Source organism: Caproiciproducens sp. CPB-2 (assembly GCF_036287215.1).
Classification (GTDB): Bacteria; Bacillota; Clostridia; order Oscillospirales; family Acutalibacteraceae; genus Caproiciproducens.
Genome location: NZ_CP142860.1, coordinates 1,063,420 through 1,087,615 on the forward strand (window position 1 = coordinate 1,063,420; position 24,196 = coordinate 1,087,615).

23 protein-coding genes and 1 other annotated feature are annotated in these 24,196 nt (G+C 53.5%); of the genes, 13 read left to right on the top strand and 10 right to left on the bottom strand.

Annotated elements, in window-relative coordinates; translation table 11 throughout:
- Positions 1-211: 211 nt before the first annotated feature.
- From VXK30_RS05265 to htpG, 4 genes are all read left to right on the top strand, one after another.
- Positions 212-1,135 (top strand): magnesium transporter CorA family protein, encoded by a 924-nt coding sequence (locus VXK30_RS05265; protein WP_038323337.1) that lies wholly within the window; start codon positions 212-214, stop codon positions 1,133-1,135.
- Between the two features lie 92 nt (positions 1,136-1,227).
- Positions 1,228-1,758, top strand: coding sequence for a FumA C-terminus/TtdB family hydratase beta subunit (locus tag VXK30_RS05270; protein ID WP_275712810.1), 531 nt, complete (start codon positions 1,228-1,230; stop codon positions 1,756-1,758).
- 2 nt (positions 1,759-1,760) lie between these two features.
- Positions 1,761-2,936, top strand: a complete 1,176-nt coding sequence (locus tag VXK30_RS05275; protein WP_275712808.1) for a cation diffusion facilitator family transporter — start codon at positions 1,761-1,763, stop codon at positions 2,934-2,936.
- A gap of 123 nt (positions 2,937-3,059) precedes the next feature.
- Positions 3,060-4,943 (top strand): molecular chaperone HtpG, encoded by a 1,884-nt coding sequence (gene htpG, locus VXK30_RS05280; protein WP_275712806.1) that lies wholly within the window; start codon positions 3,060-3,062, stop codon positions 4,941-4,943.
- A gap of 207 nt (positions 4,944-5,150) precedes the next feature.
- Here htpG and VXK30_RS05285 read toward each other — a convergent pair whose 3' ends face one another.
- The 3 genes from VXK30_RS05285 to VXK30_RS05295 are packed head-to-tail and all read right to left on the bottom strand — an operon-like array spanning position 5,151 to position 9,859.
- Positions 5,151-7,706 (bottom strand): transglutaminase-like domain-containing protein, encoded by a 2,556-nt coding sequence (locus VXK30_RS05285; protein ID WP_275712804.1) that lies wholly within the window; start codon positions 7,704-7,706, stop codon positions 5,151-5,153.
- A gap of 17 nt (positions 7,707-7,723) precedes the next feature.
- Entirely contained in the window at positions 7,724-8,911 is a 1,188-nt protein-coding gene (locus VXK30_RS05290) for a DUF58 domain-containing protein (RefSeq protein WP_275712803.1), read from the bottom strand.
- A 9-nt stretch (positions 8,912-8,920) separates the two neighbouring features.
- The gene (locus VXK30_RS05295; RefSeq protein ID WP_275713210.1) at positions 8,921-9,859 is read right to left on the bottom strand and encodes an AAA family ATPase; all 939 of its coding nucleotides are present in this window, start codon (positions 9,857-9,859) and stop codon (positions 8,921-8,923) included.
- Between the two features lie 152 nt (positions 9,860-10,011).
- On the opposite strand from VXK30_RS05295, the gene VXK30_RS05300 reads away from it, so the two are divergent.
- A complete protein-coding gene (locus VXK30_RS05300; protein WP_275712801.1) occupies positions 10,012-10,734 on the top strand; it encodes an NAD-dependent protein deacylase in 723 nt (240 codons plus the stop codon).
- A gap of 246 nt (positions 10,735-10,980) precedes the next feature.
- Here the strand turns inward: VXK30_RS05300 and VXK30_RS05305 are convergent, their stop codons facing one another.
- The 5 genes from VXK30_RS05305 to VXK30_RS05325 form a co-directional block, all read right to left on the bottom strand.
- Complete coding sequence (locus VXK30_RS05305) at positions 10,981-11,445, bottom strand: DUF4358 domain-containing protein (RefSeq protein ID WP_275712799.1); 465 nt, start codon at positions 11,443-11,445, stop codon at positions 10,981-10,983.
- Positions 11,446-11,457: 12 nt separating this feature from the next.
- Positions 11,458-12,315: a GDSL-type esterase/lipase family protein gene (locus VXK30_RS05310; RefSeq protein ID WP_275712797.1), complete on the bottom strand. Its 858-nt coding sequence runs from the start codon at positions 12,313-12,315 to the stop codon at positions 11,458-11,460.
- Positions 12,316-12,496: 181 nt separating this feature from the next.
- The gene (locus VXK30_RS05315) at positions 12,497-12,820 is read right to left on the bottom strand and encodes a DUF1540 domain-containing protein (RefSeq protein ID WP_275712795.1); all 324 of its coding nucleotides are present in this window, start codon (positions 12,818-12,820) and stop codon (positions 12,497-12,499) included.
- 79 nt (positions 12,821-12,899) lie between these two features.
- Complete coding sequence (locus VXK30_RS05320; RefSeq protein ID WP_275712794.1) at positions 12,900-13,727, bottom strand: OmpA/MotB family protein; 828 nt, start codon at positions 13,725-13,727, stop codon at positions 12,900-12,902.
- Between the two features lie 15 nt (positions 13,728-13,742).
- Positions 13,743-14,546: a motility protein A gene (locus tag VXK30_RS05325; RefSeq protein WP_275712792.1), complete on the bottom strand. Its 804-nt coding sequence runs from the start codon at positions 14,544-14,546 to the stop codon at positions 13,743-13,745.
- A 296-nt stretch (positions 14,547-14,842) separates the two neighbouring features.
- Between VXK30_RS05325 and VXK30_RS05330 the strand changes: the two genes are divergently transcribed.
- From VXK30_RS05330 to VXK30_RS05345, 4 genes are all read left to right on the top strand, one after another.
- The gene (locus VXK30_RS05330; protein WP_275712791.1) at positions 14,843-15,214 is read left to right on the top strand and encodes an MmcQ/YjbR family DNA-binding protein; all 372 of its coding nucleotides are present in this window, start codon (positions 14,843-14,845) and stop codon (positions 15,212-15,214) included.
- 47 nt (positions 15,215-15,261) lie between these two features.
- Positions 15,262-15,528, top strand: a binding site (T-box leader).
- A gap of 142 nt (positions 15,529-15,670) precedes the next feature.
- Positions 15,671-16,726 carry an ABC transporter substrate-binding protein gene (locus VXK30_RS05335; RefSeq protein ID WP_275712790.1) on the top strand — a complete coding sequence of 352 codons (1,056 nt, stop codon included), beginning with the start codon at positions 15,671-15,673 and terminating at the stop codon, positions 16,724-16,726.
- 21 nt (positions 16,727-16,747) lie between these two features.
- Positions 16,748-17,665: an ABC transporter permease gene (locus tag VXK30_RS05340; protein ID WP_275712789.1), complete on the top strand. Its 918-nt coding sequence runs from the start codon at positions 16,748-16,750 to the stop codon at positions 17,663-17,665.
- Positions 17,643-18,452, top strand: coding sequence for an ABC transporter ATP-binding protein (locus VXK30_RS05345; protein ID WP_275712787.1), 810 nt, complete (start codon positions 17,643-17,645; stop codon positions 18,450-18,452). The genes VXK30_RS05340 and VXK30_RS05345 overlap by 23 nt, the downstream gene beginning before the upstream one ends.
- 93 nt (positions 18,453-18,545) lie before the next feature.
- On the opposite strand, the gene VXK30_RS05350 is transcribed toward VXK30_RS05345, so the two are convergent.
- Both VXK30_RS05350 and VXK30_RS05355 read right to left on the bottom strand, forming a co-directional pair.
- Positions 18,546-18,977, bottom strand: a complete 432-nt coding sequence (locus VXK30_RS05350) for an RrF2 family transcriptional regulator (RefSeq protein ID WP_275712786.1) — start codon at positions 18,975-18,977, stop codon at positions 18,546-18,548.
- Positions 18,974-19,408 carry an RrF2 family transcriptional regulator gene (locus VXK30_RS05355; protein WP_275712785.1) on the bottom strand — a complete coding sequence of 145 codons (435 nt, stop codon included), beginning with the start codon at positions 19,406-19,408 and terminating at the stop codon, positions 18,974-18,976. The genes VXK30_RS05350 and VXK30_RS05355 overlap by 4 nt, the downstream gene beginning before the upstream one ends.
- 288 nt (positions 19,409-19,696) lie before the next feature.
- On the opposite strand from VXK30_RS05355, the gene cysK reads away from it, so the two are divergent.
- From cysK to VXK30_RS05375, 4 genes are all read left to right on the top strand, one after another.
- Positions 19,697-20,626 carry a cysteine synthase A gene (gene cysK, locus VXK30_RS05360; RefSeq protein WP_275713208.1) on the top strand — a complete coding sequence of 310 codons (930 nt, stop codon included), beginning with the start codon at positions 19,697-19,699 and terminating at the stop codon, positions 20,624-20,626.
- 362 nt (positions 20,627-20,988) lie between these two features.
- Positions 20,989-21,681 carry a response regulator transcription factor gene (locus VXK30_RS05365; protein ID WP_275712784.1) on the top strand — a complete coding sequence of 231 codons (693 nt, stop codon included), beginning with the start codon at positions 20,989-20,991 and terminating at the stop codon, positions 21,679-21,681.
- Complete coding sequence (locus tag VXK30_RS05370; protein WP_275712783.1) at positions 21,659-23,089, top strand: sensor histidine kinase; 1,431 nt, start codon at positions 21,659-21,661, stop codon at positions 23,087-23,089. Before VXK30_RS05365 ends, VXK30_RS05370 begins: the two co-directional genes overlap by 23 nt.
- 69 nt (positions 23,090-23,158) lie before the next feature.
- A complete protein-coding gene (locus VXK30_RS05375) occupies positions 23,159-24,115 on the top strand; it encodes an NAD(P)H-dependent glycerol-3-phosphate dehydrogenase (protein WP_275712782.1) in 957 nt (318 codons plus the stop codon).
- Positions 24,116-24,196: the final 81 nt, after the last annotated feature.

Here is a 24,196-nt window from a genome sequence, read left to right on the forward strand (position 1 = left end):
ATTCATTCAAAATGAGCCATGTAGAGCATTTTAGAACAGATTTGAACAAATATTGCTCAAAATACCCCGATTGCTCTTGTAATCTCCTGATATTGTGTTATAATAGCTTTTGGAATAAAGACATCCAAATTTGAACATACTGGGGGTGGCATTGTGAAACCTGACCCTTTAAGTCGACACTTCATTCAATTTCATAAAGGAGATGAGCGCAATGCTATCCTATTACAAGACGATCAACGGTCACATCTCGCCGATTCCTTCCTGTGAACCCGGGTGCTGGATCAACTGCGTGGCGCCGGACGACGAGGAAATCAACAGCCTGATTGCCGACTTTCAGATTGAACCGGATTTCTTCCGCGCGGCCATGGACGAAGAGGAATCCTCCCATATCGACAAGGAAGACGAGAGCACGCTGATCATCATCGATATCCCGGTGATTGAAAAGGCCGGTAAAAATATTACGTATACCACCACGCCGGTCGGCATTATTCTGACGGAAAAAAACGTGATCACCGTTTCCACCAAGGAAAACCCGATTATCAATGAATTTTCTGAGGACGTTGTCAAGGGCGTTCAGACCAACATGAAAACCCGCTTTGTCCTTCTTTTTATGCTGCGTGTCGCGTCACGGTATCTGCAATACTTAAAACAGATCGATAAGATCAGCAACTTTGTGGAGCGCGAGCTCCGCAAATCCATGAAGAATTCCGAGCTGATCCAGCTTCTGGATATTGAAAAATCCCTGGTGTACTTTTCTTCTTCGCTCAAAGCAAATGAAATTACCATTGAAAAAATCATGCGCGGCCGCGTCGTCAAGCTTTACGACGACGATCAGGATCTGGTCGAGGATGTGCTGATAGAAGTAAAACAGGCAATCGAAATGTCGAATATCCACCTCAACATTCTGTCCGGTACCATGGACGCGTTTGCTTCCGTGATCTCGAACAACCTGAACATCGTCATGAAGGTTCTGGCTTCCCTTACCCTCCTGATTTCCATCCCGACTGTTATTTCGGGCGTTTACGGCATGAATGTGAGCGGGATTCCGCTGACGAATTTCTGGTTCCCGGTATCGCTTTCCCTGGTTTGTATGGGGATTGCCTATTTGATACTGAGAAAGAAAAATATGTTTTAATTGATTCCGGTATATGCTATAATAAATGAGAATAAAATAAATTGATAGGGAACTGTAATACAGTTCCCTATTCTGATAGTTGTGAGGTTAGCATGGACAGACTGCAAATTCATACGAACGATATGGCACAGGCCGCCAAAACGCTGCGCGCGGGCGACAGGATTCTGCTGAGCGGCACGGTCTACACGGCGCGCGACGCCGCGCATAAGCGGCTGTTCGCCATGCTTGACAAGGGGGAGCCGCTCCCGTTCGGGCTGAAAAAAGCCGCGATTTATTACGCCGGACCGACACCCGCGCCGGATCACCTGCCGATCGGCGCGTGCGGGCCGACCACTTCCTCGCGCATGGATGTGTTTGCGCCCCGCCTGCTGGATCTGGGCCTGAAATGCATGATCGGCAAGGGCGGACGCTCTTCAGAGGTAGTAGACGCTATCCGGCGCAACCAGGCGGTGTATCTGTGCGCGATCGGGGGCGCGGGGGCGCTTGCGGCGAAATGCGTCCGTTCCGTCAAGGTCCTTGCGTTTGAGGACCTTGGCTGTGAATCCGTGAAAGAGCTGCAGATAGAGGATTTTCCGCTGTTTACGGCAATCGACTGCTGTGGAGGCAGCCTTTTTGAGGTGTAGCTATGTTTCAGTTTTTAATTCGCTTGTTTGTGAAGGATTATCAGAAAACGGATGACAGCAAGGTGCGGGAACGCTACGGGAAATTTTCCGGCGCGGTCGGGATTGTGACGAATATCCTGCTGTTTCTCATGAAGATCACAACGGGGATTCTTTTTCACAGCATCGCGATCACCGCGGACGCCATCAACAACCTGTCGGATTCCGGCTCGGCCATCGTTACTCTGGTCGGCTTTAAGATGGCGGGAAAGCCCGCCGACGAGGAGCATCCGTACGGCCACGCGCGCATTGAATATCTTTCCGGCCTGATTGTGTCGTTTGCCATTCTGATGGTCGGCTTTCAGCTGGTTCAGAGTTCCTTCGATAAAATTCTGAACCCGGAGGACGCCGAATTCAGTCTGGTTTCCATCGGCGTGCTGGTTCTGTCGGCTTTGATCAAGCTGTGGCAGTGCCTGTTCTATAAAAAGGTCGGCGGCACCATCGGCTCCACCACCGTTTCCGCCAACGCGGCGGACAGCCTGAACGACGTGTTTTCCACCCTGTCCGTGCTGGCCGGTATCCTCATCACCTATTTTACGGGCTTTAACCTTGACGGATACATGGGTGTGATCGTCGCCCTGCTCATCATGATTACGGGCGTCCGGCTGATTGTCGAAACCAGCAATCCGCTTCTGGGGATGGCCCCTACCAAGGAACTGGTGGATGAAATCTACGCCAAAATCATGAGCTACAACGGGATTCTGGGGATTCACGACCTGAATGTCCACAATTACGGCCCCATGCGCTGCTTTGCCTCCGTTCACTGCGAGGTCTCCGCCGAACAGGATATCATGGTGAGCCATGATATCATCGACAATATCGAACGGGATTTTCTCAGCGAAAAGGGAATCCACCTCGTGATCCACCTTGACCCGATTGTGACGGACGACGAGCGCACCAACCAACTGAAAAAGCAGGTTATGGAGATCATCAAAGGGATTTCTCCGGAAATCAGCATGCATGATTTCCGTGTGGTGTGGGGCACCACCCACTCCAACCTGATTTTTGACGTCTGCGTTTCCTTCGCGTTCCCCCTGAGCGACAGCGAGCTGACCCGGCGGATTACGGAGGAGATCAGTAAGCTCGACCCGACCTATTTTGTGGTCCTTACCGTCGACCACAGCTATGTTCCGGAGCCATAACGCGCCGCCCGCAACAAAAAATTAACAATTCACCTACTTGCATTTTTTAGGGGCTTGTATTAAAATACTTTTAGCACTTAAAACAAGAGAGTGCTAAAATTGATGGACAGAGGTAGGTTGATTATGGCAGTAAAACAATTTAAAGCGGAATCCAAACGCCTTTTGGATTTGATGATCCATTCCATTTATACCCATCGCGAAATTTTTATGCGCGAGCTGATTTCCAATGCCAGCGACGCCATTGACAAGCTTTATTACCGGACGCTGAGCGACGGCGACACCGGACTGAACCGGGATGATTTCTGCATTCAGATTATTCCGGATAAAGAAAACCGCACGCTGACCATTACCGACAACGGCTGCGGCATGACGAAAGAGGAACTGGAAAACAACCTCGGCACCATTGCCAAGAGCGGCTCTCTGAATTTTAAAAAAGAAAACGAGCAGAAGGAAGATATTGAAATCATCGGCCAATTCGGGGTGGGCTTCTATTCCGCGTTCATGGTCAGCGAAAAGGTAACCGTCGTCAGCAAGCCGTACGGCGGGGAAGAGGCTTACCGCTGGGAAAGCAGCGGCACTGCGGGTTACACGATGGAGCCCTGCGAAAAGGAAGGCCACGGCACCGAAATCATTCTGAAGATCATGCCGAATACGGACGACAACAATTACGACGAGTATCTCGATTCCTATACCATCCGGAACCTTGTCAAGAAATATTCCGATTACATCCGCTACCCCATTAAGATGGACGTAGAAAAAAGCCGTCTGAAAGAGGGCAGCAAGGATGAATACGAAACCTATACCGAAAACGAAACGCTGAACAGCATGGTCCCCATCTGGCGGAAAAATAAAAATGAGATCACCGAAGACGAGTACAATGAATTTTACAAGAGCAAATTCATGGACTACGTCAATCCGATCAGGGTGATTCATTCCAGCACCGAGGGCACCGCAACCTATAACGCCCTGATGTTCATTCCCGCCAAGGCGCCGATGAATTTCTACACCCGCGATTATGAAAAGGGCCTTCAGCTTTACTCCAACGGGGTGCTGATTATGGACAGGTGCGCGGACCTGCTGCCGGATTATTTCAGCTTTGTACGCGGCCTTGTCGACTCTCAGGACCTTTCGCTGAATATTTCCCGCGAAATGCTGCAGCATGACCGCCAGCTGAAAATCATCGCCGGACGTCTGGAAAAGAAAATCAAGTCCGAACTGGAAACGATGCTGGAAAACGAGCGCGAAAAATATGAGGAATTCTTCAAGAATTTCGGCCTGCAGCTGAAGTACGGTATTTATCAGGATTACGGCATGCATAAGGATGTCCTGCAGGACCTGCTGCTGTTCTACTCCTCCGGCGAAAAGAAGCTGGTCACGCTCAAGGAATACGTTTCCCGTATGAAGGAGGACCAGAAATATATTTATTACGCCTGCGGCGAAACCACGGATAAGGTGGATATGCTCCCGCAGACCGAGGCTTTGAAGGACAAGGGCTATGAAATCCTTTATCTGACCGACAATGTGGACGAGTTCGCCCTGCGGATGCTGATAAAGTACGATGACAAGGAGTTCCGTTCCGTTTCCGCCGACGACCTGGGGCTGGAAACCGAGGAGGAAAAGAAGGAAGCCGCAAAGCAGGTGGAGGAGAACAAGGACCTGCTGACCTTTATGAAGGATGCTCTTGACGGCAAGGTCAAACAGGTGATCCTGTCGCAGAAGCTGAAAACGCATCCGGTATGCCTGTCCACCGACGGCGCGATCTCCATCGAGATGGAAAAGGTGCTCAACGCCATGCCGACGGATGAAAAGGTCACGGCGCAGCGGGTGCTGGAAATCAACGCGAACCATCCGGTTTTCGCGAAGCTCCGCGAGCTTTACGAGAATGATAAAGATACCTTAAAGGAATACGCCTCCCTGCTGTATACGCAGGCCCTGCTGATCGAGGGCGTCAGCATCGACGACCCGGTCGCGTTTTCCAATCAGATCTGCGGCCTGATGACGAAATAAACACCGACTAATATCATCACAAAAATAGCTACAGCAATTCCATATCAGATTGCGGGACAAAACACGTTTCTCTCCCGCCGAAGGCGGGGGAGAAACGTAATCTTGTTGCAGAATCAACTGGAAATGCTGTAGTTATTATTTTACAAGCGAAAGCACCGGGAGCGGAATATCCATCCAATCCCGGTGCTTTTTGACCGTTTTGCGCGGCTAAATTAAATTGTCCAGGTACTTGAATGCGAAGCGCTTTGCCCTCGGCAGTCGTCCATAGCATTCGCGTGCCGTTTGTTCCGCATAGTCCGTCATCCTTTTTCGTTCCTTCTCCGTGATTCCCTGACGGCTGAACCGGGCTTTCAGCGCGAGACCGCCGATTTCCTCACTGATTTCTCCGCCGTATTCCGTGAGTTTTGTGAGATAGGCATAGACCGCGATTGCGGCCCTGTTGACGTCTGTGTGCTCAAATAATTTCAAACGGTGTGCTAATGCGATTCTGCGCTTTAACGCCGTACAGGCAGGCAAAAGGGCAATCAAAGCAATGATAAGGACAAGCGGCAAAGTGGAATTGCTCAGATCCGGGTTTTCCTGCGGCCCCGCGCCGGGGGCGGAGCTCGCGGATGGAGACGATTCGGTTTGCGCGGGCTGGGAGGAAGCGGTTTCCGGCTCGCTCTGCACGGCGCTTTCCGCGGATGGATTGCCGGATTCCGCGCTAAGAACCGGGGGCTGATTCACCGGATTGTTGTCCTGCGTCAGATTCCGGGCCGGATTGAAACCGGGCGTGACGTCGAACGGCTGCCAGCCCAGCCCGGGGGAATAAAGCTCCACCCAGGCGTGCGCCCGGCTGTCGGGGATATCCGCCCAGCCGTCGCTTCCCGCGTTCAAATAGTCCCCGGTCGTGACGATATAGCCCTCCGCATAGCGGGCCGGAACACCCATGGCCCGCAGCATGACGGCGGCGGCGGTGGCAAAATGGACGCAGTAGCCCTCGTGGCTTTCCGACAGGAAATAGTCGGCGAAGTCCCTGCCCTTCGGCGGTTTTTTCGGCGAAAGGGTATAGTAGCAGTGGTCGCTCAGATAGCGCTTGACTGCGTTGGCAATGCTGTCTACGGACGAATAAGAGTAGGAACTCGCTAAGTCCTGTACAAAGAATCCGTTCAGCCGCTCGTCCTGCTTCATCAGGCTCAATATTTCTTCTCTTGTACCCTGCGGCAGCTGCGTATATTTGTCGTACAGAAACAGGCGGTACTCCTGCTCTTTGCTGACAAAGGTTTTGGTTTCCCCATCCAGTCTGTTCAGAAGTTGGTCGGGGAGCGTGCTTTTGTAATAATCCGCAATATTAGTGGAATTCAGACTGTCCAGTCTGCTCTGCGCGTTTAAATAATCTGCCGCGCCCCTTGTCCGGAGCAGGGAATTCGGGGCCAGCGATAAAAGGATACTCCACGGAGTGGACCGGGTCGCCTCTTCCGACAGGGCGTATGCGTAAAAATTGTATTGACCGGTGCCGAAAAGAGCGCCGGAGCGGATAAACGCATCGTTGATAAACCGCACGCCCGAAATCTGCTGCGGGGTAGTGGTCAGGTTGTACGGCGCGTAAATGCATTGCTTTGCCGCCGCGACATTTTGAACCTGAATCCCAAACGGCTGAAAGTCCGGGGTATTCCCGCGGCGGGACAGGGAGGCGTACGCCCCGGATAGGTTCTGAACGTTCAAGCCGTCCAGCTTTTGGTTGATATCGGTGTAGTCGGAATCCGGCAGCAGCTCCCAGCTTGAGCCGGTATAGACGCTTCCGGCAAAGCTTTTCAGGTAGAGGGGATACGGCCGGTCCGTCTTGACGCGCAGGGCGGTTTTTCCGGTGAATTCCACTTTCCCGGCGCCGGACAGGTCCACATGGGAAACGTTTCCGGCAAAGGCTTTGCCGCCGTTCAAAAAGGTACCGTCCGTCGCGGTGTCGATCAGCTCCGTGCGCAGCTTTTCCGCCCCCTCGGGATGCCGGTAGCTCTGCGGGGGAAACGTGCTCATAATCAGCGCGAAGCTCAGCAGGACCGCCGGAATCATCAGCAGGCCGCTTCGGGATGATACCGCGTCGTTTCTGACGGAAAAGCCCTTCGCCTTGGCGGAGCCCTTCTTTTTTTCTGCAGACAGGCGCGTCAGAATCAGCAGCGTCCAGCAGAGAAACAGCAGAAGCACGGCGGGGAAATACGGCGTGATCGTAAAGGCCAGCGCCGCAAGCAAAAAGGGAAAAGTGGACAGAAAGGCCAGCCAGAAGCTCTTCCGTTTGATGACGGCGTTGCTCATCAGGCCCGTGACGGGGAACAGCACAAACAGCACAAACAGCGTGCATAGTTGGGAATACTGCGCCGCCGGGGCCAAAACAAGGTAGATGGGGAATTCAAAGTCGGAATGCTCCGCGTAGGCGGTCATCATCCGGTTGATGGTGATGAGGAAGCCCTGAAAGATCAATTGGCGCAGGTACCAGACCGCCGCGCAGTACGCCAGACAAAAGATTAGCAGCAACAGGGGCTGAAAGCGTTTAAAGGAATCAATCAGCGCAAATACGGCGGTAAACAGCAGGGTGTAGGATAAAACCGTCAGGGGAAGCACGGGGAGCGCAAAGGCGGAAATAAAACACCAGCCCGCGCCGAAAACGCCGGACAGGATCAGAATCAGCCGGAACACCGTGTTCCTTACGGGCGACGGCGTCTGTCCGCTCAGGCGGGGCGGGGAGATTTTCAGGCCGGGGGAATCCGGCAGATGATTTTCAGTATTCATGCGGCTCACCTGTTCCTTTATAGAATCAGGCCGGAAAGGCACTGCTGGATTTTTTCAGGATGGACCGTTGCCACTTCCGCGTTCATCGCGCGCAGCGCGTCCGCCAGCCGGAGCTGTTCGTCGTCCGTTTCTCCTCCGACAAAAAGCACGGTGATCTTTTCTCCGTTCGGCCGGTCACAAAGCTCCGTAAGCGCTTCGGTCAGTTTTCCCGTGATATAAACGGCGTGGGAAAAGCTTCCGGCGTCCTGCTCCGTCTTGCTGCGGGACTTCAGGACATACGGTTCCTCGCGGTAGGACTGCGCGGAAAGCAGGCTGTTCAGCAGAGAGGCCAGATCCTCGTCGCTTTGAATCAGCGACGTGTACAGCCGGTCCTCTTCTTTTCCGTACCATTCGATTCGGTGGATGATCCGGTTTTCCGTAAAGAAATGCGATAAAGAGGCGGCTGTTTCCATCAGTGCGTCCAGCGTCTCCATATCTGGCGCGAGCAGCTCCAACAGCACCCGAATGCCGCTGTCGACCGGAAGGCTGAATTCCTTTACCATCAGCTCGTCCAGCTTGGAACTGAGCTTCCAGTGGATGCTGCGCAGGCGGTCGCCGCTGCGGAACGCGCGCACGTCGAAAATTTCAGACGGGTCGTCCCCCGGCTTTTCTTCCGAGTAGGTATTGCTTTCCGTGCCCGCGGCCGCCGTCATATCGATGGAAGAATCGACCGGATGCACCCGGGGAGCGATAAAGCATTCGGCCCGAAGGTCCGGTTTCCGGCTGATCTGAAATATTCCGAGGGGGTCGTAGTACTGAAGCTGCGTCAGCTTTACCGTGATACGGCCGCAGTAGCGGGACTGCATCCGGTATTCCGCGGTCTGCTCCGAGCGGGCGTTCACCGGCGTGAACAGGGTTTGCTCCTGCCTTTCGCCGCTGAGCGAGTTTACACAGGAGAAGTGCAGCTTTGCGCGGAGCAGGGGAAAGGCGGACGCGCTCTTCAGGGTAATATACAGAGAAAATTCCTGATTTTTGTACGGGGTGACATTCTGCGCCGCAAGCTCCGCGGTTGTTTTGCGTACGGCGAGCACCAGAAACAGCCACGAGAAGAACGGCAGGATGAGAATCAGCACCAGCGTAAAAAAGGCCAGATATTCTTTAAAAAAGATAAAGAAGAGAATTGCGGCGGCAAGCACGGCGCAGTAGGCGGCACGACAGCGGAACATGGCGCGCCCCTATTTCTGCGCGACGGCGGGCGCGGGGACGTCCCTCAAAATGTCCCTGAGCAGGCCGGCTGCGGTCACGTTGCCTATTTTCGCCTGGGGCTTCAGAATCATACGGTGCTCCACCACGTCGGTGAAGACGGACTGCACGTCCTTCGGGACCACATAGTCCCTGCCGGAAAGGTAGGCGTTCGCCTGCGCCATTTTGACGAGCGCGATGGAGCCGCGCGGGCTCGCGCCCAGCCGGATCAGGCTGTTTTCGCGGGTCGCGCTCACCAAATGGGCGATGTATGCGTACAGATCGTCTGAGAGATAGACGGTGTCCGTCTCGTTCTGCATGGTGATGATTTCCCGCGCGTCGGCGGCTTTCTGGACCGATTCCAGCGGGTCCTCGCCCTGCTTGCGCTTCAAAATTTCCACTTCGTCGCGCAGCTCGGGGTACCCCATGGTCAGCCGGACCATAAAGCGGTCGAGCTGGGAATCCGGCAGCATCTGCGTGCCCACCGAACCGATGGGGTTCTGGGTCGCAATCACGATATAGGGCTTCGGGGTGGGGTGGGCGATTCCGTCAACCGTGATGCTGCCTTCCTCCATGACCTCCAGAAGCGCGGACTGCGTCTTGCTGGAGGTGCGGTTGATCTCGTCGGCCAGAAACAGGTTGCACAGCGCCGCGCCGGGCTTGTACTCCAATAAACCGGTCGCCTTGTTGTAGATGGAAAATCCCGTTACGTCGGTCGGCATTACGTCCGGCGTGAACTGGACCCGCTTGTAATCAAGGGACATCGCCTTGGAAAAGGCAAGGGCCAGCGTCGTTTTTCCAACGCCGGGGATGTCCTCCAGAAGGATGTGCCCCTGCGCCAGAATCACCATCAGCACTTTCCGGACAATCACGTCTTTTCCGACCACTGCTTTTTTTACCTCGTTGATGATTCGCAAAGCCTTTTCCTGCATTTTCAAAGCCACCGCCCCGTTTTTTTATTCCGTATTATTATAGTCGAAATCAATCCGTTATGCAAACCGGGTATTTTATTCCGGAAGAATTTTCTCTTGAAAAATTGCCGCCACAGGCGCAAAATAGAAGAAGCAAGAATGGAGGCTGTGTAATGGAACAGAATATTGAAAAGCTGCAGAGCATGATTGACGAGAGCAAACGCATTGTGTTTTTCGGGGGAGCCGGTGTTTCCACCGAAAGCGGAATCCCGGATTTCCGCAGCGTGGACGGGCTTTACCACCAGCATTACCGCTATCCGCCCGAAACGATGCTGAGCCACAGTTTTTATGAAACGCATACGGAAGAATTCTACGACTTTTACCGGGCCAAGATGCTTTGCCTGACCGCAAAGCCGAACGCCGCCCACAGAAAGCTTGCCGAGCTGGAGCGGGCGGGAAAACTGACCGCGGTGGTCACGCAGAATATCGACGGCCTGCACCAGATGGCGGGGAGCAAAACGGTCTACGAGCTGCACGGCTCCGTTCACCGCAACTACTGCCGGCGCTGCCATAAGCTTTACGACGCGGAATTCATCCTGAACAGCACGGGAATTCCGACCTGCACCTGCGGCGGCACCGTTAAGCCGGATGTGGTGCTGTACGAGGAGGGCCTCAATCAGCGCACGCTCTACGGCGCGGTGGAGGCGATTGAGCGCGCGGACATGCTGATCATCGGCGGGACCTCCCTTGCGGTTTATCCGGCAGCAAGCCTGATCGACTACTACGGCGGGGACCGGCTGGTCCTGATCAACCGCACCAGTACCCCGCAGGACCGCAACGCCAATCTGGTGATTCAGGGCAGCATCGGCGAGGTGCTTGACAAAATCAAAGTGTGACCTTGAAAGGTTGCAGATGGAAAATCGAACTTTCTTCTCTATTGGCTTTTAATCGCCTTAGTGCAGTTTCCCGCCACCTGACAAGTTTTTTGATACTCTCCGGCTCCCTTATGGACCGCAATATTTTAGCGGAAAGGTGAACCCGCAAAACTTTTCTGAAAGCAGAAGGAAAGCCCGGAAGAACGTGATTTTTTTCGTTCCTCCGGGCTTTTGTACCATTTCCTGCAAAAGCCGCCGCTCGGCTGTTTAGCCCTTGACCGCGGCGTCGTATATCTTATTCAGCTCCTCGTACTGGGGCGAGACAATCATGCTGACGTAATTTCCGTTCTGGTTGACGCCGCATTTTTTCAGCATCGCGTATTCCTCCGGCAGATAGTCCTTCATTTCGGTTTCCTTCTGCTGGTAGCGGGCGTCCAGCTTTTCCTTGATCCGCTTGGCCGCGTCGGCGTCCTTTCCCTCCAGGAAGATGATCTCGTCGCCCTTGATGCCGGTCGAATCAACGTAGGCGGCGAACTGCTTGACGTCCGCAGTGTCAATTCCGTAATTCGGCATCAGGTCCTCGGCGGACAAATCCATCATTTCCTTATTGGAAACGGCCGTCTTCATATCCGCCATCACCTTAGAAAGGTCGGCCTGTTTTGTTCCGCCGCCGCACGCGGCCAGAGAACAGAGCATTGCCGCGGCGAGCAGCAATGATAGAAGCTTTTTCATCGGTATTCTCCCTTATTTTACAGTGTGTGTCAAAATGTAATCAATCCATACCTGACAGGCTTTGTCCGTAAAATGAATTCCGAGGTCGTTGGGGTCGCTGCAGTATTCGGGAATCAGGTTCCCCTCGCTGTCCCGCATGACCGACGCAACGTCAATGTAATAATATCCGTTCTTTTTGCACATTTCCGCCAGCTTCGCGTCGTAAGCGGAAAGATTCGGATTGTTCAGGGTCGTCATCTGCTGCTCCTTGATGATGGGGGTCGCGGATTGAACGAATAGTTTGGCGTCCGGGGATTTTTCCTGAATCTTCGCAAGAAGCTTGGACATGTTTTCTACGGAGCCGTCGATGCCGTACAGGGCCAGGTCGTTCGCTCCCAGCATAATGTAGACCCTTTTCGCGCCCATCGCCGCAACGTTGTCTTCCAGAAGCGCCTTCTTTCCGTTATAGGCCGGGTGGATGGAAGAAGTGCCAAGGGGTTTCAGCGCGTTGCCGCTGCCCATGCTGCCGGCGGCCAGAAATTGTGCCTTTCCAAAGAAGCCCGCCTCTGTTTTGCGCTTTGCGGTGACGTAGTTTTTCAGCTTCAGGGATACGGAATCCCCAATAAATACCGCGTCATCAAGGTAGCTTGCGTCCGCCTTGGCGCTTTCCTGCACCGCGGCGGAATTTTCCGGCTGAGAGGAAGAAGGCGGCGTCTGTGAGGAGGAAGCCTCCTGTGAACTTACCGCGGAAGAAACCGCGCTTTGTATTGCGGAACTCGCGGGGGCGGCGCTGGAAGAAGCTTGCTTATTTCCGCCGCAGCCGGATAAAAGCAGCAGACCGGCCGTCAGAAGGACCAGTCCTCTCCTGCTGTAATTTTTATTATGATTCATCTTAGCACCTTCTAATCAACAAGTAAAATTAACACAAACAGTATAGCATATGTAGGACCGTATCACAACAATTGTTACAAAATATGACAGGAAGATATCCCCATCAATTCCAGACATAGAAAATGGGCGGCGCCCTGTGGCGCCGCCCATCCTGTCTGTTGTTATGGGGATTTCCGAAATCCTATCTGTTTTCAAAGCTGGCACATGCCGTTGCGGACTGTGAGTGCGGTTGGGCGTTTCCGGACTGGACGCTGATTTCATTCGCGCCGCACCGCTCGTTTGAGTTAAACCGGCAGTTTTTCGCTTCACAGTAGATGTCCAGCGCCGTATTGGGAAGGGAACAGCCAACGGAGTTCTGCGCGCCTTCCGTCGCATCGAGAAAAGAAGAACAGCAGGTTTCCTCGCTGTCCCGGGCCTGACGGCCGCTGACCTGAATTTCGGGTCTGCAGCAAAAGTTGTCCCTGTTGTTGGCACAGGTCATTACGTCACAATGTAAATTTGTCATGGTCGGCACCTCTTTATTAAAAATTTCTTTTAATATTCTGTACCGACTGGGGACTTTTATACAGATGGCAGATTTCCCTTTAATTTGCCTTGCTTTCCGTTTTACCGGCAGGAGGGTTTTTGACCACGGTGATCTCTACTCTGCGGTTTTTGGCTCTGCCTTCCTCGGTCAGGTTGGAAGCAATCGGCGAAAAATGGGCGAAGCCCTGTATCGACAGCTTGTCCTGCTTCATTCCGTAGCTGACAAAGCTGTTCATCACCGTGATGGCGCGCTCCGTGGACAGCCTCCAGGAAACCTGGTCGCTCGCGACGGTATGTTCGCCGACGTCCGCGGTATGCCCGCTGATGGTAATGTAATCAATGCGGTCGTATACCTGCGACAGGGCGCCTTCGATCTCGTGAAGCACCGGTTCGCTGGAGGGCAGCATTTTGGGGCTGTCCGGAACAAACATCAGCGTGTCCTTCAGATGGATCTTTACATAGGTGTCCGAATTGACCAGCCCGACCGAATTTTGCAGACTGTTTTTCTGAACATAGTTTTCCAGCACGTCGTAAACCTGATCCAGCGCGTCGGGATTTACCGCGGATCCGCCAAAACCTGTGCCCGTACCGGTTCCCGTCCCTGTTCCGGTTCCCGTCCCTGTGCCAGTCCCCGTCCCTGTTCCGGTTCCGGTGCCTGTCCCTGTTCCGGTTCCCGCCCCGTTGGCGCTTGTGGAGTAACTGTTGCCCATCGCCATGCCGAAATTCTCAGCCATTTTTGCGACCTTTTTCGCGTCGACGGTACTCATGGAATAGAGAATAATAAATAAAGCGAGCAGAAGGGTAATCATATCGGAATAGGTCAGAAGCCATCTCTCGCTGTTTTCTTCTTCTTCATGCTCTGAAGCAACATGCTTTTTAATAGCCATATGTTTCCCCCTGATTTATTTCTCGATACCTTCCTTATACTTCTTATCGCCGTGCGGAAACAGCTGGTAATAAACGGAAAGCTTATTTTCGATGCTGCGGGAAGATTCTCCGCGCGCGATCATGCAGATTCCTTCCGTCATCATTTCCCTTAAAATCTGCTGCCGCTTCAGAACGCTTTTCAGGCGGCTGGCAAAGGGCAGGTACACAAGGTTCGCCAGCACGACGCCGTACAGCGTAGCGACGAAAGCGACGCCGATGGAAGCTGTGAGCGCCGCCGCGTCGGTCATGTTCGACAGCACCTGGATCAGTCCCATGACGGTGCCGATTACGCCCATGGTGGGAGAGAAGCCCGCGGCGCTGGTAAATACGGATATTTCCATCTGCTTCTGCGCCGTATAGGCGCGGATGTTGGATTCCAGGGCGTACTGGATTTCCTCGTCGGACTTCATGTCCAGCGCCAGCACCATGCCGGATTTTAAAACCAGAAATTCGTTGCTGTCCAGCTCGGAGTCGTTGATCAGCTCCTGCAGCTTCAGGATTCCTCCCTGACGGCAGGCGTCGGCCATAAAGGTGATTTTTTCAATGACCTTGGTTGGATCTCCCGACGATTTGTTGGAAAACGTACCCACCAGGGACTTAAACGCCGACAGAATATCGGTCAGCTTGTAAGAAAGTACGACGGCGCCCATGGTACCGCCAAAAACAATGACGAAGGGGCTCAGCAGAAAAAGGGAACTCAACACTCCGTGCTCCAAGGTGTATCCCAGAATCAAAGCACCAAACGAAATCACAATTCCCAAAACAACTGAAATATCCAAACGAAATTCCTCCGATATCTTAAAATGCATGCCGAACAAAATTACAGAAAGAAGCTCATTTCCAATTCGGAATAATTCTTTTATCGTATTATCCGACAGAGATGAAACCTCTTCTATACTAAATATCGACAGGATTATTTAAATATGTAGTCCCTGCGAAAGGAATGTTTTTTCTTTATATAATCTTTATATCGGCCGGAATCCTCTTGACTTTACAGGAAAATCGCTTACAATTTGAATAGCTTTCGGATACATTCCGGGAATCTTTCATGATACTAAGGAGGAGGGGCTGCGGTATGCTGACAAAACGCGCGCTGATTGAATTTTGCCTGACATTTCCCGGCGCATATGAGGATTATCCGTTTGACGACGATCCCGGATCGGCGCAGGCGTGGGCCGTTCTGCGGCACCGGGCCAACAAAAAAGCCTTTGCCTTTATTTATGAGCGCGGCGGGGCCGTCAATATCAATCTGAAGTGCGACCCGATGTTTGCCGATTTGCTGCGCGGCGCTTATTCCGCGGTGACGCCCGCCTATCATATGAACAAGGTGCACTGGAATACCGTAAAGGTGGACGGTTCTGTTCCGGAGCAGGAAATTTACACGTGGATCGGCCAGAGCTACGATCTCATCAGGCCCAGGACCGCGAAAAGAAAAAATAGTGCTTGACAAGTTTCCGTGTTTTGCATATAATAGCTGTCAAAGAGAATAAAAACCATAAACCGATGATTAAGAGTAGTAGGCAGGCAGATCGCTCGCGCAGAGAGCCGCAGATGGTGGGATTGCGGAGGAGTGAGGCAGGCTGAATGGACTTATGAGGGCAAAATGAAAAGCGGAGCAGCCGGCTCTGCCTATTAGCTTTTGACGGGAACTTCGCCCGTTACCAAGGAAGCATACATCATGGAAAGTCGTGTATGGAAAAAGCGGGCGGTTTAACCGTCAATTTGGGTGGTACCACAGGAGCGAATGCTCTTGTCCCTGTTTTCAGGGGCAAGGGTTTTTTTATTTCTAAGGGAATCCAGGTTAAGGAGTGACGGAAATGGCAATGTATGGGATACGATGGCGAGGCTGTGTCAATCAACCGCGGCAAAAACGAAACAACTTAACTTTCAGGAGGAAACGACAATGAAAAACAGATTTCATTATACAATAAAAAGGATCATGGCGGGGATTCTTGCGGCAGCGCTTGCGGCTTCCTTTACGGCATGTTCATCCGGTACGGCGGCCAGCTCCGCGGCAAGCGCTGCCGGTTCGGAAGCACAGAGCCAGGGCGCGGCGAAAAATTTCAAGATCGGCGTCATTCAGTACGCGACGCATCCCTCGCTCGACAACTGCTACACCGGGTTTAAAGCGGGTCTGGAAGAAGCCGGACTCAAAGACGGGGACAATATCACCATTGATTTTCAAAACGCGCAGGGCGATAACGCGAACGGCGACCTGATCGCGAAAAACATGGTTTCCAAGAAATATGACATGATGATGGGAATCGCAACTCCGGCGGCCATGTCCGCGTACAGCGCGGCGAAAAGCACCGATATCCCCGTTGTGTTCACCGCCGTTTCCGACGCGGTCGCCGCGGGAATCGTCAAGTCCAACGAAAAGCCGGAAGTTAACTGCACGGGTTCGTCCGACGTGCTTCCGCTTGAGCAGCAGATCAAAATGATCCGCGCGTTCCTGCCGGATGCGAAAAAAATCGGCATCCTCTACACCACCAGCGAGCCGAATTCCGTGTCCCAGCTCGCGCAGTTCACGGAGCTTGCCCCGAAATACAACTTTGAAGTCGTCGACGTCGGCGTGACCAACGCCTCCGAGGTTGCCGCCGCGGCTGCGACGGCCGTTTCCAAGGGCGTTGACTGCATCAATAATTTTACCGATAATAATGTCGTCGACAATCTTTCCTCCGTCCTTCAGGCGGCCGGAAAGGCAAACATCCCCGTTTTCGGCTCGGAAGAGGAACAGGTGAAAAACGGCTGCCTCGCATCCCAGAGCATCGACTATGTCGCCCTGGGCAAGGAAACCGGGAAGATGGCGGCGAAAATCCTGAAAGGGGAAGCGAAGGCTTCCGAAACGCCGGTTTATATGGTCAAGGACTGCACCCCCGTCTACAACAAAGCGGTCATGGATCAGCTCGGCCTGACCCTGCCGGCGGAATACTCCGGCGCCACGGCGGTAACAAAATAACAGAAAGCTGGTAAACTCTCCATGGATATCATTCTGGGCCTGGCTGTCAATGTGCTGGAAGAGGGATTCATTTACGGGATCATGGCCGTCGGCGTATACATCACCTACCGCGTTCTGGGGTTCCCGGACCTTTCGGTCGACGGGACGTTCCCGCTCGGGGCGTGTGTGACGGCGGCACTGATTACCGTCGGAACCGACCCCTGGCTGGCGTGCCTGGCGGCCTTTGTCTGCGGCGCCGCCGCGGGCTGCCTGACGGGCCTGCTGCACGTGAAGCTCGGAATTACCGACCTTCTTTCCGGTATTCTCGTGATGACCGGGCTTTGGAGTGTGAACCTTGTCGTTACCAAAGGCAGCGCGGTGATGCCGTTTTACGACAAAAGCACCATTTTCAATTCCGGGTTTTCCGGCCTGCTGGCAGGCGGCCTTCCGGAAAATTACCGGGTGGTGGTCATCGCGGCGGTTTCCTGCGTCATTGTGAAGCTCTTGCTGGACGGGTACCTGAAGACCAAATCCGGCCTGCTGCTCCGCGCTTCGGGGGACAACGCGCAGTATGTTACCTCTCTCGGCAGGAACCCCGGGACCATGAAGGTCGTCGGCCTTGCCATCGGCAACGGCTGTACGGCTTTGGCGGGCAGCATTTTAAGCCAGCAGACGGAATCCGCCAGCGTGGCCAGCGGAACGGGCATGGTGGTAATGGCGCTTGCCTCGGTGATTATCGGCACGAACCTGTTCCGGAAAATCAGGCTGATGAAAGCCACCACGGCGGCGATCCTGGGCGCCGTTATTTATAAGGCGTGCCTCGTGATCGCCATGCAGCTCGGACTGCCGACCAATTATCTGAAGCTGCTGATGGCGGTCCTTTTCACCGTCGCGCTGATATCCAACAATATGTTCATGGGGAGGGGGAAAAAGCAAAATGTCAATCCAACCCAAATCTGAGACGGGCGAAAGCTTCGTCAGCATGAAGCATATTTATAAAACCTTCAACCCCGGTTCGGTCAACGAGGTGGTGCTGTTCACCGATTTCAATCTGGAAATTGAAAAGGAACAGTTTGTTTCCGTCATCGGCAGCAACGGCTCCGGAAAGACCACCATCCTCAACATCCTCTGCGGGAGCATCGCCGTCGACAGCGGCAGCGTTTCCGTGAACCGTCAGGAAATCAGCCGGCTGAAAGAGTACCAGCATTCCAAATTCATCGGCCGTGTTTTTCAGGACCCGTCGAAAGGGACCTGTCCCGAGCTGACCATTCTGGAAAATATGGCGCTTGCGGACAATAAGGGCGGTTCCTTCGGGCTGCAGCCCGGGGTGAATAAAAGGAAAATCGATTTTTACCGTTCGCAGCTGGAGCTGTTAAAGCTCGGCCTGGAAGAGAAGCTCGATCTGCCGGTCGCCAGCCTTTCCGGCGGCCAGCGTCAGGCGCTGGCGCTGCTCATTTCCACCATGACGCCGATTGATCTTCTGATCCTCGACGAACACACCGCGGCGCTCGACCCGCGCTCCAGCGAAAACGTCATGGAGCTCACGGAACGGTTTGTCCGTGAAAAGAAGCTGACGACGCTGATGGTTACGCACAATCTGAAATTCGCCGTCAATTACGGCGACCGGCTGGTGATGATGCACCGCGGCGGGATTGTGGTCGATGCCGCCGGAGAGCGGAAAAACGAGCTGGCCATCAAGGACCTGACGGATAAATTCAACGAAATCAGCATTGAGGTCGGGAATTGACTGTGACGCAGATTTAAATAAAAATAAAGAAAAGGAACGCTCCGCCGAACTGGTTTCAGTCCACGGGCGTTCCTTCTTTTTTACAGACGGATATTACAGTTCCGAGCAGTCCGCGGAAAGCTGCCGGGCTTCAATATCCTTGAGCACATCTTCGAGCGTGGTGCCGGTCAGAACCTCGTCCACGCTGCGGTCAATCATATCCCAGACGTTGCGGTTCAGAAAGCTGCGGATGCTGGTTCTTTCTCCCAGATTGTCGTAAACCGACATGTCGCCCTCCAGCACGGTCATAATGTCCCGCAGGGTGATCTCCTTTGCCGGTTTGGCCAGCACATAGCCGCCCTGTGCGCCCGCGATTCCGATGACGATCCCCGCGCGCTTCAGGGAAGCGAAAATACTTTCCAGATAATTGAGGGACAGGTCCTGCCTCCGGGAAATTCCGGAGAGGGAGACACAGCCCTCTTCGCTGTTCATGGCAAGATCGATCAGGGCGCGCAGCCCGTACCTTCCTTTTGTCGAGATTTTCATGAGCGCCCTCCGTTTTCCGCGATATATTTTTCTTTCAGCTCCTGCAGGGTCAGGCTGTCGGCCGTGTCGGATATTGCCGCGGAAATCCGTATCCATACGTTCCGGCTGATACAGCTTGAACGCACCTTGCTTTTGCAGGCGGACAGGCTGCTCACGCACTCGACGGGCACCATATCGCCTTCCGTCGCGCGGATGATTTTGCCGACGGTGATCCCGTCCTCCGGCTGGTTCAGAAGAAAGCCGCCCTTCGCGCCGCGTATAGTGGACACCAGCCCGGCTTTTTTCAGACTGAAAAAGATCTGCTCCATATATGCTGCCGAAACCTGAATCCCCGAGGACAATTCCCTGATGCTCAGCAGTTTTTCATTGCCGAAGACCGCCAGATACAGCATTCCTTCCAGCGCGTAACGGCTTTTTGTGGAAAGTTTCATAGGCCACTCCTTATTTTTTTATCCCTTATAAAACATGATACTATGTTTTCATAATCGTTGCAATAAAAAATATTACTTTTCCTATTGACATTATCATATATGAGTTCTATAATAAAGTCAAATCGAATACATTACTAAATAGATATGTTTAATATTGATTGGGGGAATGTTGGTGAACCGGCTGTTCTTTCTCAGAGCGGGGCGCAATATTTATTGTCCCAGCTTGCCAAATAGGTGGATGCCCCAAAAAAATTTGTTACCTTTAATATCATAAATTAAGGAGAGATGATTATGTCTATCGCTAAGAATTTAACTGAACTGATCGGAAACACTCCGCTTTTGGAACTGACGAATTATGAAAAGGAAAAGGGCTTGGAAGCAACCGTTGCGGCAAAACTGGAATATTTCAATCCGCTTTCTTCCGTTAAGGACAGAATCGGCTATGCGCTGATCAAGGATGCGGAGGACAAAGGGCTTATCAATAAAGATACCACCATCATCGAGCCGACAAGCGGCAACACCGGCGTCGGCCTTGCCTTTGTCGCGGCGGCAAAGGGCTACCGGCTGATCCTTGCCATGCCGGAAACCATGAGCATCGAGCGCCGCAGGCTGGTTGCCGCTTTGGGAGCCGAGCTGGTTCTTACCGAGGGCGCCAAGGGTATGAAGGGCGCGATCGCGAAAGCGGATGAACTTGCGAAGGAAATTCCGAATTCCTATATTCCCGGCCAGTTTGTGAACCCGGCGAACCCGAAAATTCACCGTGAGACGACCGGACCCGAAGTCTGGCGCGATACCGACGGAAAAGTCGATATTTTCGTTGCCGGTATCGGAACGGGCGGCACCATTACCGGTGTCGGCGAATACCTGAAATCCCAGAATCCGAACGTGAAGATCGTCGGCGTGGAGCCCGCTTCTTCCCCGGTCATCAGCGAAGGGAAATCCGGACCGCACAAGATTCAGGGAATCGGCGCGGGCTTTGTTCCGGATATTCTGAACACGGACATTCTGGATGAAGTGCTTACCGTCGCCAATGAGGACGCTTTTGCAACCACCAAGCACCTCGCTTCCAGCGAAGGACTGCTCGTCGGCATTTCCTCCGGCGCCGCCGCGTTTGCAGCGACCCAGCTTGCGAAACGCCCGGAAAACAAGGGGAAACTGATTGTGGCGCTGCTGCCGGATACCGGCGAACGCTACCTCTCCACAGGCGTTTTTGACTGATTCATACCTCCAAGTATTCATATACATTTCCAAAGAAGCTGCGGCAGATTTCATTCGTCTGCCGCAGCTTCTTTGCCTCCGGTTTCCAGAAACGGGGCGTGCATCATGATCGTGCGCTTTTTGGGGAATAATTGATTTGCGGGAGCGTATGGATTTTTCATCTTCATACCCCATCCATCTTATCATTATAATTTCATTATTGCATAAAAACACTGTTCCTGCAAGCATGATCTGTGGTACAATAAAGCCATCCCGTTCCGCGGGGGATTGTATCAAACAATCGTTGAACGGTCACAAAGTCTTCACAATGATCTTTTATAATGATGATGTATAAATTGAAGGAAAAAGCGGAGGCGGACAGCTTGTATCATATTTTGGTAGTGGACGACGAGGAAAAGATCCGGGAACTGATTAAAAAATACGCCACGTTTGAGGGGCATACCGTCACCGAGGCCGGGGACGGTATGGAGGCGGTTTCCATCTGCCGCAGCCACCCCAACGATTTCGACATCATTCTGATGGACGTCATGATGCCGGAGCTGGACGGGTTTTCCGCCGTACGGGAAATCCGCAAATACAGCGCCACGCCCGTCCTGATGCTCAGCGCGCGGGGCGAAGAGTACGACAAAATCCACGGGTTTGAGCTGGGGATCGACGACTATGTCGTCAAGCCGTTTTCCCCGAAGGAGCTGATGCTGCGGATTCACGCGATCATCAAGCGCGCCAGCCCGGAAAGCGCCGCGGCTCAGAAGGAGGTACAGCGGTTTGAGGGCCTGACCGTCGACTTTACGGGGCGGATCGTCACCGTGGACGGGGAAAAGGTTGACCTGTCTCCCAAGGAGTACGACCTTCTTTTCTATCTTGTCAACAATAAGAACATCGCTTTGACGCGGGAAAAGCTGATTACCAATGTGTGGGGCTATGATTTTTACGGGGACGACCGCACGCTGGATACCCATATCAAGCTGCTTCGCCGCAGCCTGAAGCAATACAGCAAGTTCATTGTCACGTTACGAGGGGTGGGGTACCGCTTTGAAGTTGAAAGAACACTTTGAGCGCATCGGTATTAAATGGCGCATTTTTGCCTCTTTCGCCGGTTTTACGGCAGTGATCCTGGTCCTGCTGTGGGTGTTTCAGGTGGTCTTTCTGAACAGCTTCTACAAAGCCATTAAAACCCGGGAAATCAGGACGTCCGCCCAGACGATCGCAAAAAACATCGATTCCGGCGACCTGTCCGCAACGGTACAGAGCCTTTCGCAGAGAAACCAGATGTGCATTATTGTTTCCGACCAGAACGGAGTGATCTACTATAAGGAAGATTCCCTGCCGAACAGCGTTATCAGCCGCCTGAGCCTTTTCAATCTTGCACAGGTCTACGCCGTGACGAAAGCGCAGGGCGGTACTTATTTTGAGCGGTTGACGCGCGATTTCAGCGTGGAAAATTATCAGCGCAGGCTTGAGCCGCCGCGCGCGGAAAGCATTATCTACGCGCAGATTGTGGAGAAAAAGGACGGCACCCGCCAAATGGTGCTGCTCAATTCCACGATTTCGCCGATCGATTCCACCGTAAACACCCTGCGGATCCAGCTTGTCTGCATCACCGTCGTCATGCTGATCCTGTCCCTTTTGCTTGCGCTGTTCCTGTCCAAAAAAATTTCTACGCCGATCATCAAAATCAACGAGGCGGCAAAGGTCCTCGGTACCGGGAAATACGACGTATCCTTCGACGAGACGGGTTACAGGGAGATATCGGAGCTGGGCCAGACCCTGAACTACGCGGCGAAGGAGCTTTCCAAAACGGAAGCGCTGCGCCGGGACCTGATCGCGAATATTTCCCACGACCTGCGCACGCCGCTGACCATGATTACCGGCTACAGCGAGGTTATGCGCGATCTGCCCGGGGAAAATACCCCGGAAAACGTACAGATCATCATCGACGAAGCCACGCGCCTGACCACGCTGGTCAACGACGTTCTCGATATTTCCAAGCTGCAGTCCGGCACCCAGCCGCTCAGCAAAGCCGATTTCAATCTGACGCAGAGCATCCGGACGATTCTGCAGCGCTATTCCAAGCTGACGGATTACAACATTACCTTTCACGCCGACGAGGACGTGACGGTCAACGCCGACGAGCTGAAAATTTCCCAGGTTGTCTACAATCTGGTAAACAACGCCATCACCTACACCGGGAACGATAAGGTTGTTGAAATTACGCAGCTGGTGCGGGACGGCAGAGTGAAAATTTCCGTCCGCGACACCGGCGAAGGGATTCCGGAGGACAAACTCAACGATATCTGGGACCGTTACTATAAGGTAGACAAGGCGCATAAGCGCGCACAGATCGGCACGGGGCTGGGGCTTTCCATTGTAAAGGCCATTCTCGATATGCACGGCGGCGCGTACGGCGTGCAGAGCCGGGAGGGCAGCGGAAGCGTGTTCTGGTTTGAGCTGGAAATTCTTTGAGACGGACTCCGGGAGGAATTGCTGTAAAAAGCCGGGCAGTATGGTATCATAAAAAAAGGAGGCGATGGAATGGATATATCGGTCGTCGGCTGCGGAAGATGGGGCAGCTTCCTGGCGTGGTATCTTGACAGATTGAATCATCGTATTACCCTCTATGGGCGCGCGGGCTCTCAGAAGATGAGGACGCTTCTCGAGACGCGCACCAATGGACTGGTTACATTGAATAAAGGGATCGTTCTTTCGGAAAATCTCGCCGAAACGGTGGGCACTGCGGAGATCCTGGTGGTTTCCATCGGGGCGCAGAGCTTTCGCTCGCTGATGCGGGAGCTGTCCGCTCTCAGCCTGGGCGGCAAAACGATTGTGCTGTGCATGAAGGGGCTGGAAGCGGAAACGGGCAGGCGGCTGACGCAGATTGCAGAGGAATACGCGCCGAAGGTGCCCTGCGCCATTTGGGTCGGGCCGGGACACGTGCAGAATTTCGTAAGGGGAATCCCCAACTGTATGGTCATTGACAGCCACAGCATGGAGATCAAGGAATATCTGGTCAAGGCGTTTTCAAGCGATTTGATCCGCTTTTATTACGGGACCGACCTGCTGGGCAACGAGGTGGGCGCGGCCGCCAAAAATGTCATCGGCATTGCGGGCGGAATGCTGGACGGGCTGAACCGCACCGCGCTGAAGGGCGCCCTGATGTCCCGAGGGACAAGGGAGATCGCGCGCCTGATCCAGGCGATGGGCGGCAATGAAATTACCGCTTACGGCCTCAGCCACCTGGGCGATTGCGAGGCGACCGTCTTTTCCGAGTTCAGCCATAACCGCAGGTTCGGCGAGCTGTTCGTCAGGGGAGAAAATTACGGCGAGCTGGCCGAGGGGGTGGCGACCACCACAGCACTTTTGAGGCTGGGGGAAGAGTACCGGGTGGAACTGCCGATCTGCCGCGCGGTGGACGTGGTGATCAACGGGAAGAAGGAGCCGAAAACAGTGCTTTCGGATTTGTTCCTGCGCAGTCTGAAAATGGAGTTCTGACTGCCTTTTCCAAACGATACCCTTGTAAAAAATATTTCCTTTTGGATATTTTCCGCCGCGGCGGGAATCTTTAAAAACAGG

What these genes read in the sequence shown, in the direction of transcription:
- VXK30_RS05265 (WP_038323337.1), top strand. Translation starts at nt 212, where the DNA reads ATGCTATCCTATTACAAGACGATCAACGGTCACATCTCGCCGATTCCT.
- VXK30_RS05330 (WP_275712791.1), top strand. Translation starts at nt 14,843, where the DNA reads ATGCTGACAAAACGCGCGCTGATTGAATTTTGCCTGACATTTCCCGGC.
- VXK30_RS05320 (WP_275712794.1), bottom strand. Translation starts at nt 13,727, where the DNA reads ATGGCTATTAAAAAGCATGTTGCTTCAGAGCATGAAGAAGAAGAAAAC.
- VXK30_RS05285 (WP_275712804.1), bottom strand. Translation starts at nt 7,706, where the DNA reads ATGAATACTGAAAATCATCTGCCGGATTCCCCCGGCCTGAAAATCTCC.
- VXK30_RS05305 (WP_275712799.1), bottom strand. Translation starts at nt 11,445, where the DNA reads ATGAAAAAGCTTCTATCATTGCTGCTCGCCGCGGCAATGCTCTGTTCT.
- VXK30_RS05275 (WP_275712808.1), top strand. Translation starts at nt 1,761, where the DNA reads ATGTTTCAGTTTTTAATTCGCTTGTTTGTGAAGGATTATCAGAAAACG.
- VXK30_RS05335 (WP_275712790.1), top strand. Translation starts at nt 15,671, where the DNA reads ATGAAAAACAGATTTCATTATACAATAAAAAGGATCATGGCGGGGATT.
- VXK30_RS05375 (WP_275712782.1), top strand. Translation starts at nt 23,159, where the DNA reads ATGGATATATCGGTCGTCGGCTGCGGAAGATGGGGCAGCTTCCTGGCG.
- VXK30_RS05350 (WP_275712786.1), bottom strand. Translation starts at nt 18,977, where the DNA reads ATGAAAATCTCGACAAAAGGAAGGTACGGGCTGCGCGCCCTGATCGAT.
- VXK30_RS05345 (WP_275712787.1), top strand. Translation starts at nt 17,643, where the DNA reads ATGTCAATCCAACCCAAATCTGAGACGGGCGAAAGCTTCGTCAGCATG.
- VXK30_RS05295 (WP_275713210.1), bottom strand. Translation starts at nt 9,859, where the DNA reads ATGCAGGAAAAGGCTTTGCGAATCATCAACGAGGTAAAAAAAGCAGTG.
- VXK30_RS05355 (WP_275712785.1), bottom strand. Translation starts at nt 19,408, where the DNA reads ATGAAACTTTCCACAAAAAGCCGTTACGCGCTGGAAGGAATGCTGTAT.
- VXK30_RS05270 (WP_275712810.1), top strand. Translation starts at nt 1,228, where the DNA reads ATGGACAGACTGCAAATTCATACGAACGATATGGCACAGGCCGCCAAA.
- VXK30_RS05300 (WP_275712801.1), top strand. Translation starts at nt 10,012, where the DNA reads ATGGAACAGAATATTGAAAAGCTGCAGAGCATGATTGACGAGAGCAAA.
- VXK30_RS05290 (WP_275712803.1), bottom strand. Translation starts at nt 8,911, where the DNA reads ATGTTCCGCTGTCGTGCCGCCTACTGCGCCGTGCTTGCCGCCGCAATT.
- VXK30_RS05340 (WP_275712789.1), top strand. Translation starts at nt 16,748, where the DNA reads ATGGATATCATTCTGGGCCTGGCTGTCAATGTGCTGGAAGAGGGATTC.
- VXK30_RS05315 (WP_275712795.1), bottom strand. Translation starts at nt 12,820, where the DNA reads ATGACAAATTTACATTGTGACGTAATGACCTGTGCCAACAACAGGGAC.
- VXK30_RS05310 (WP_275712797.1), bottom strand. Translation starts at nt 12,315, where the DNA reads ATGAATCATAATAAAAATTACAGCAGGAGAGGACTGGTCCTTCTGACG.
- htpG (WP_275712806.1), top strand. Translation starts at nt 3,060, where the DNA reads ATGGCAGTAAAACAATTTAAAGCGGAATCCAAACGCCTTTTGGATTTG.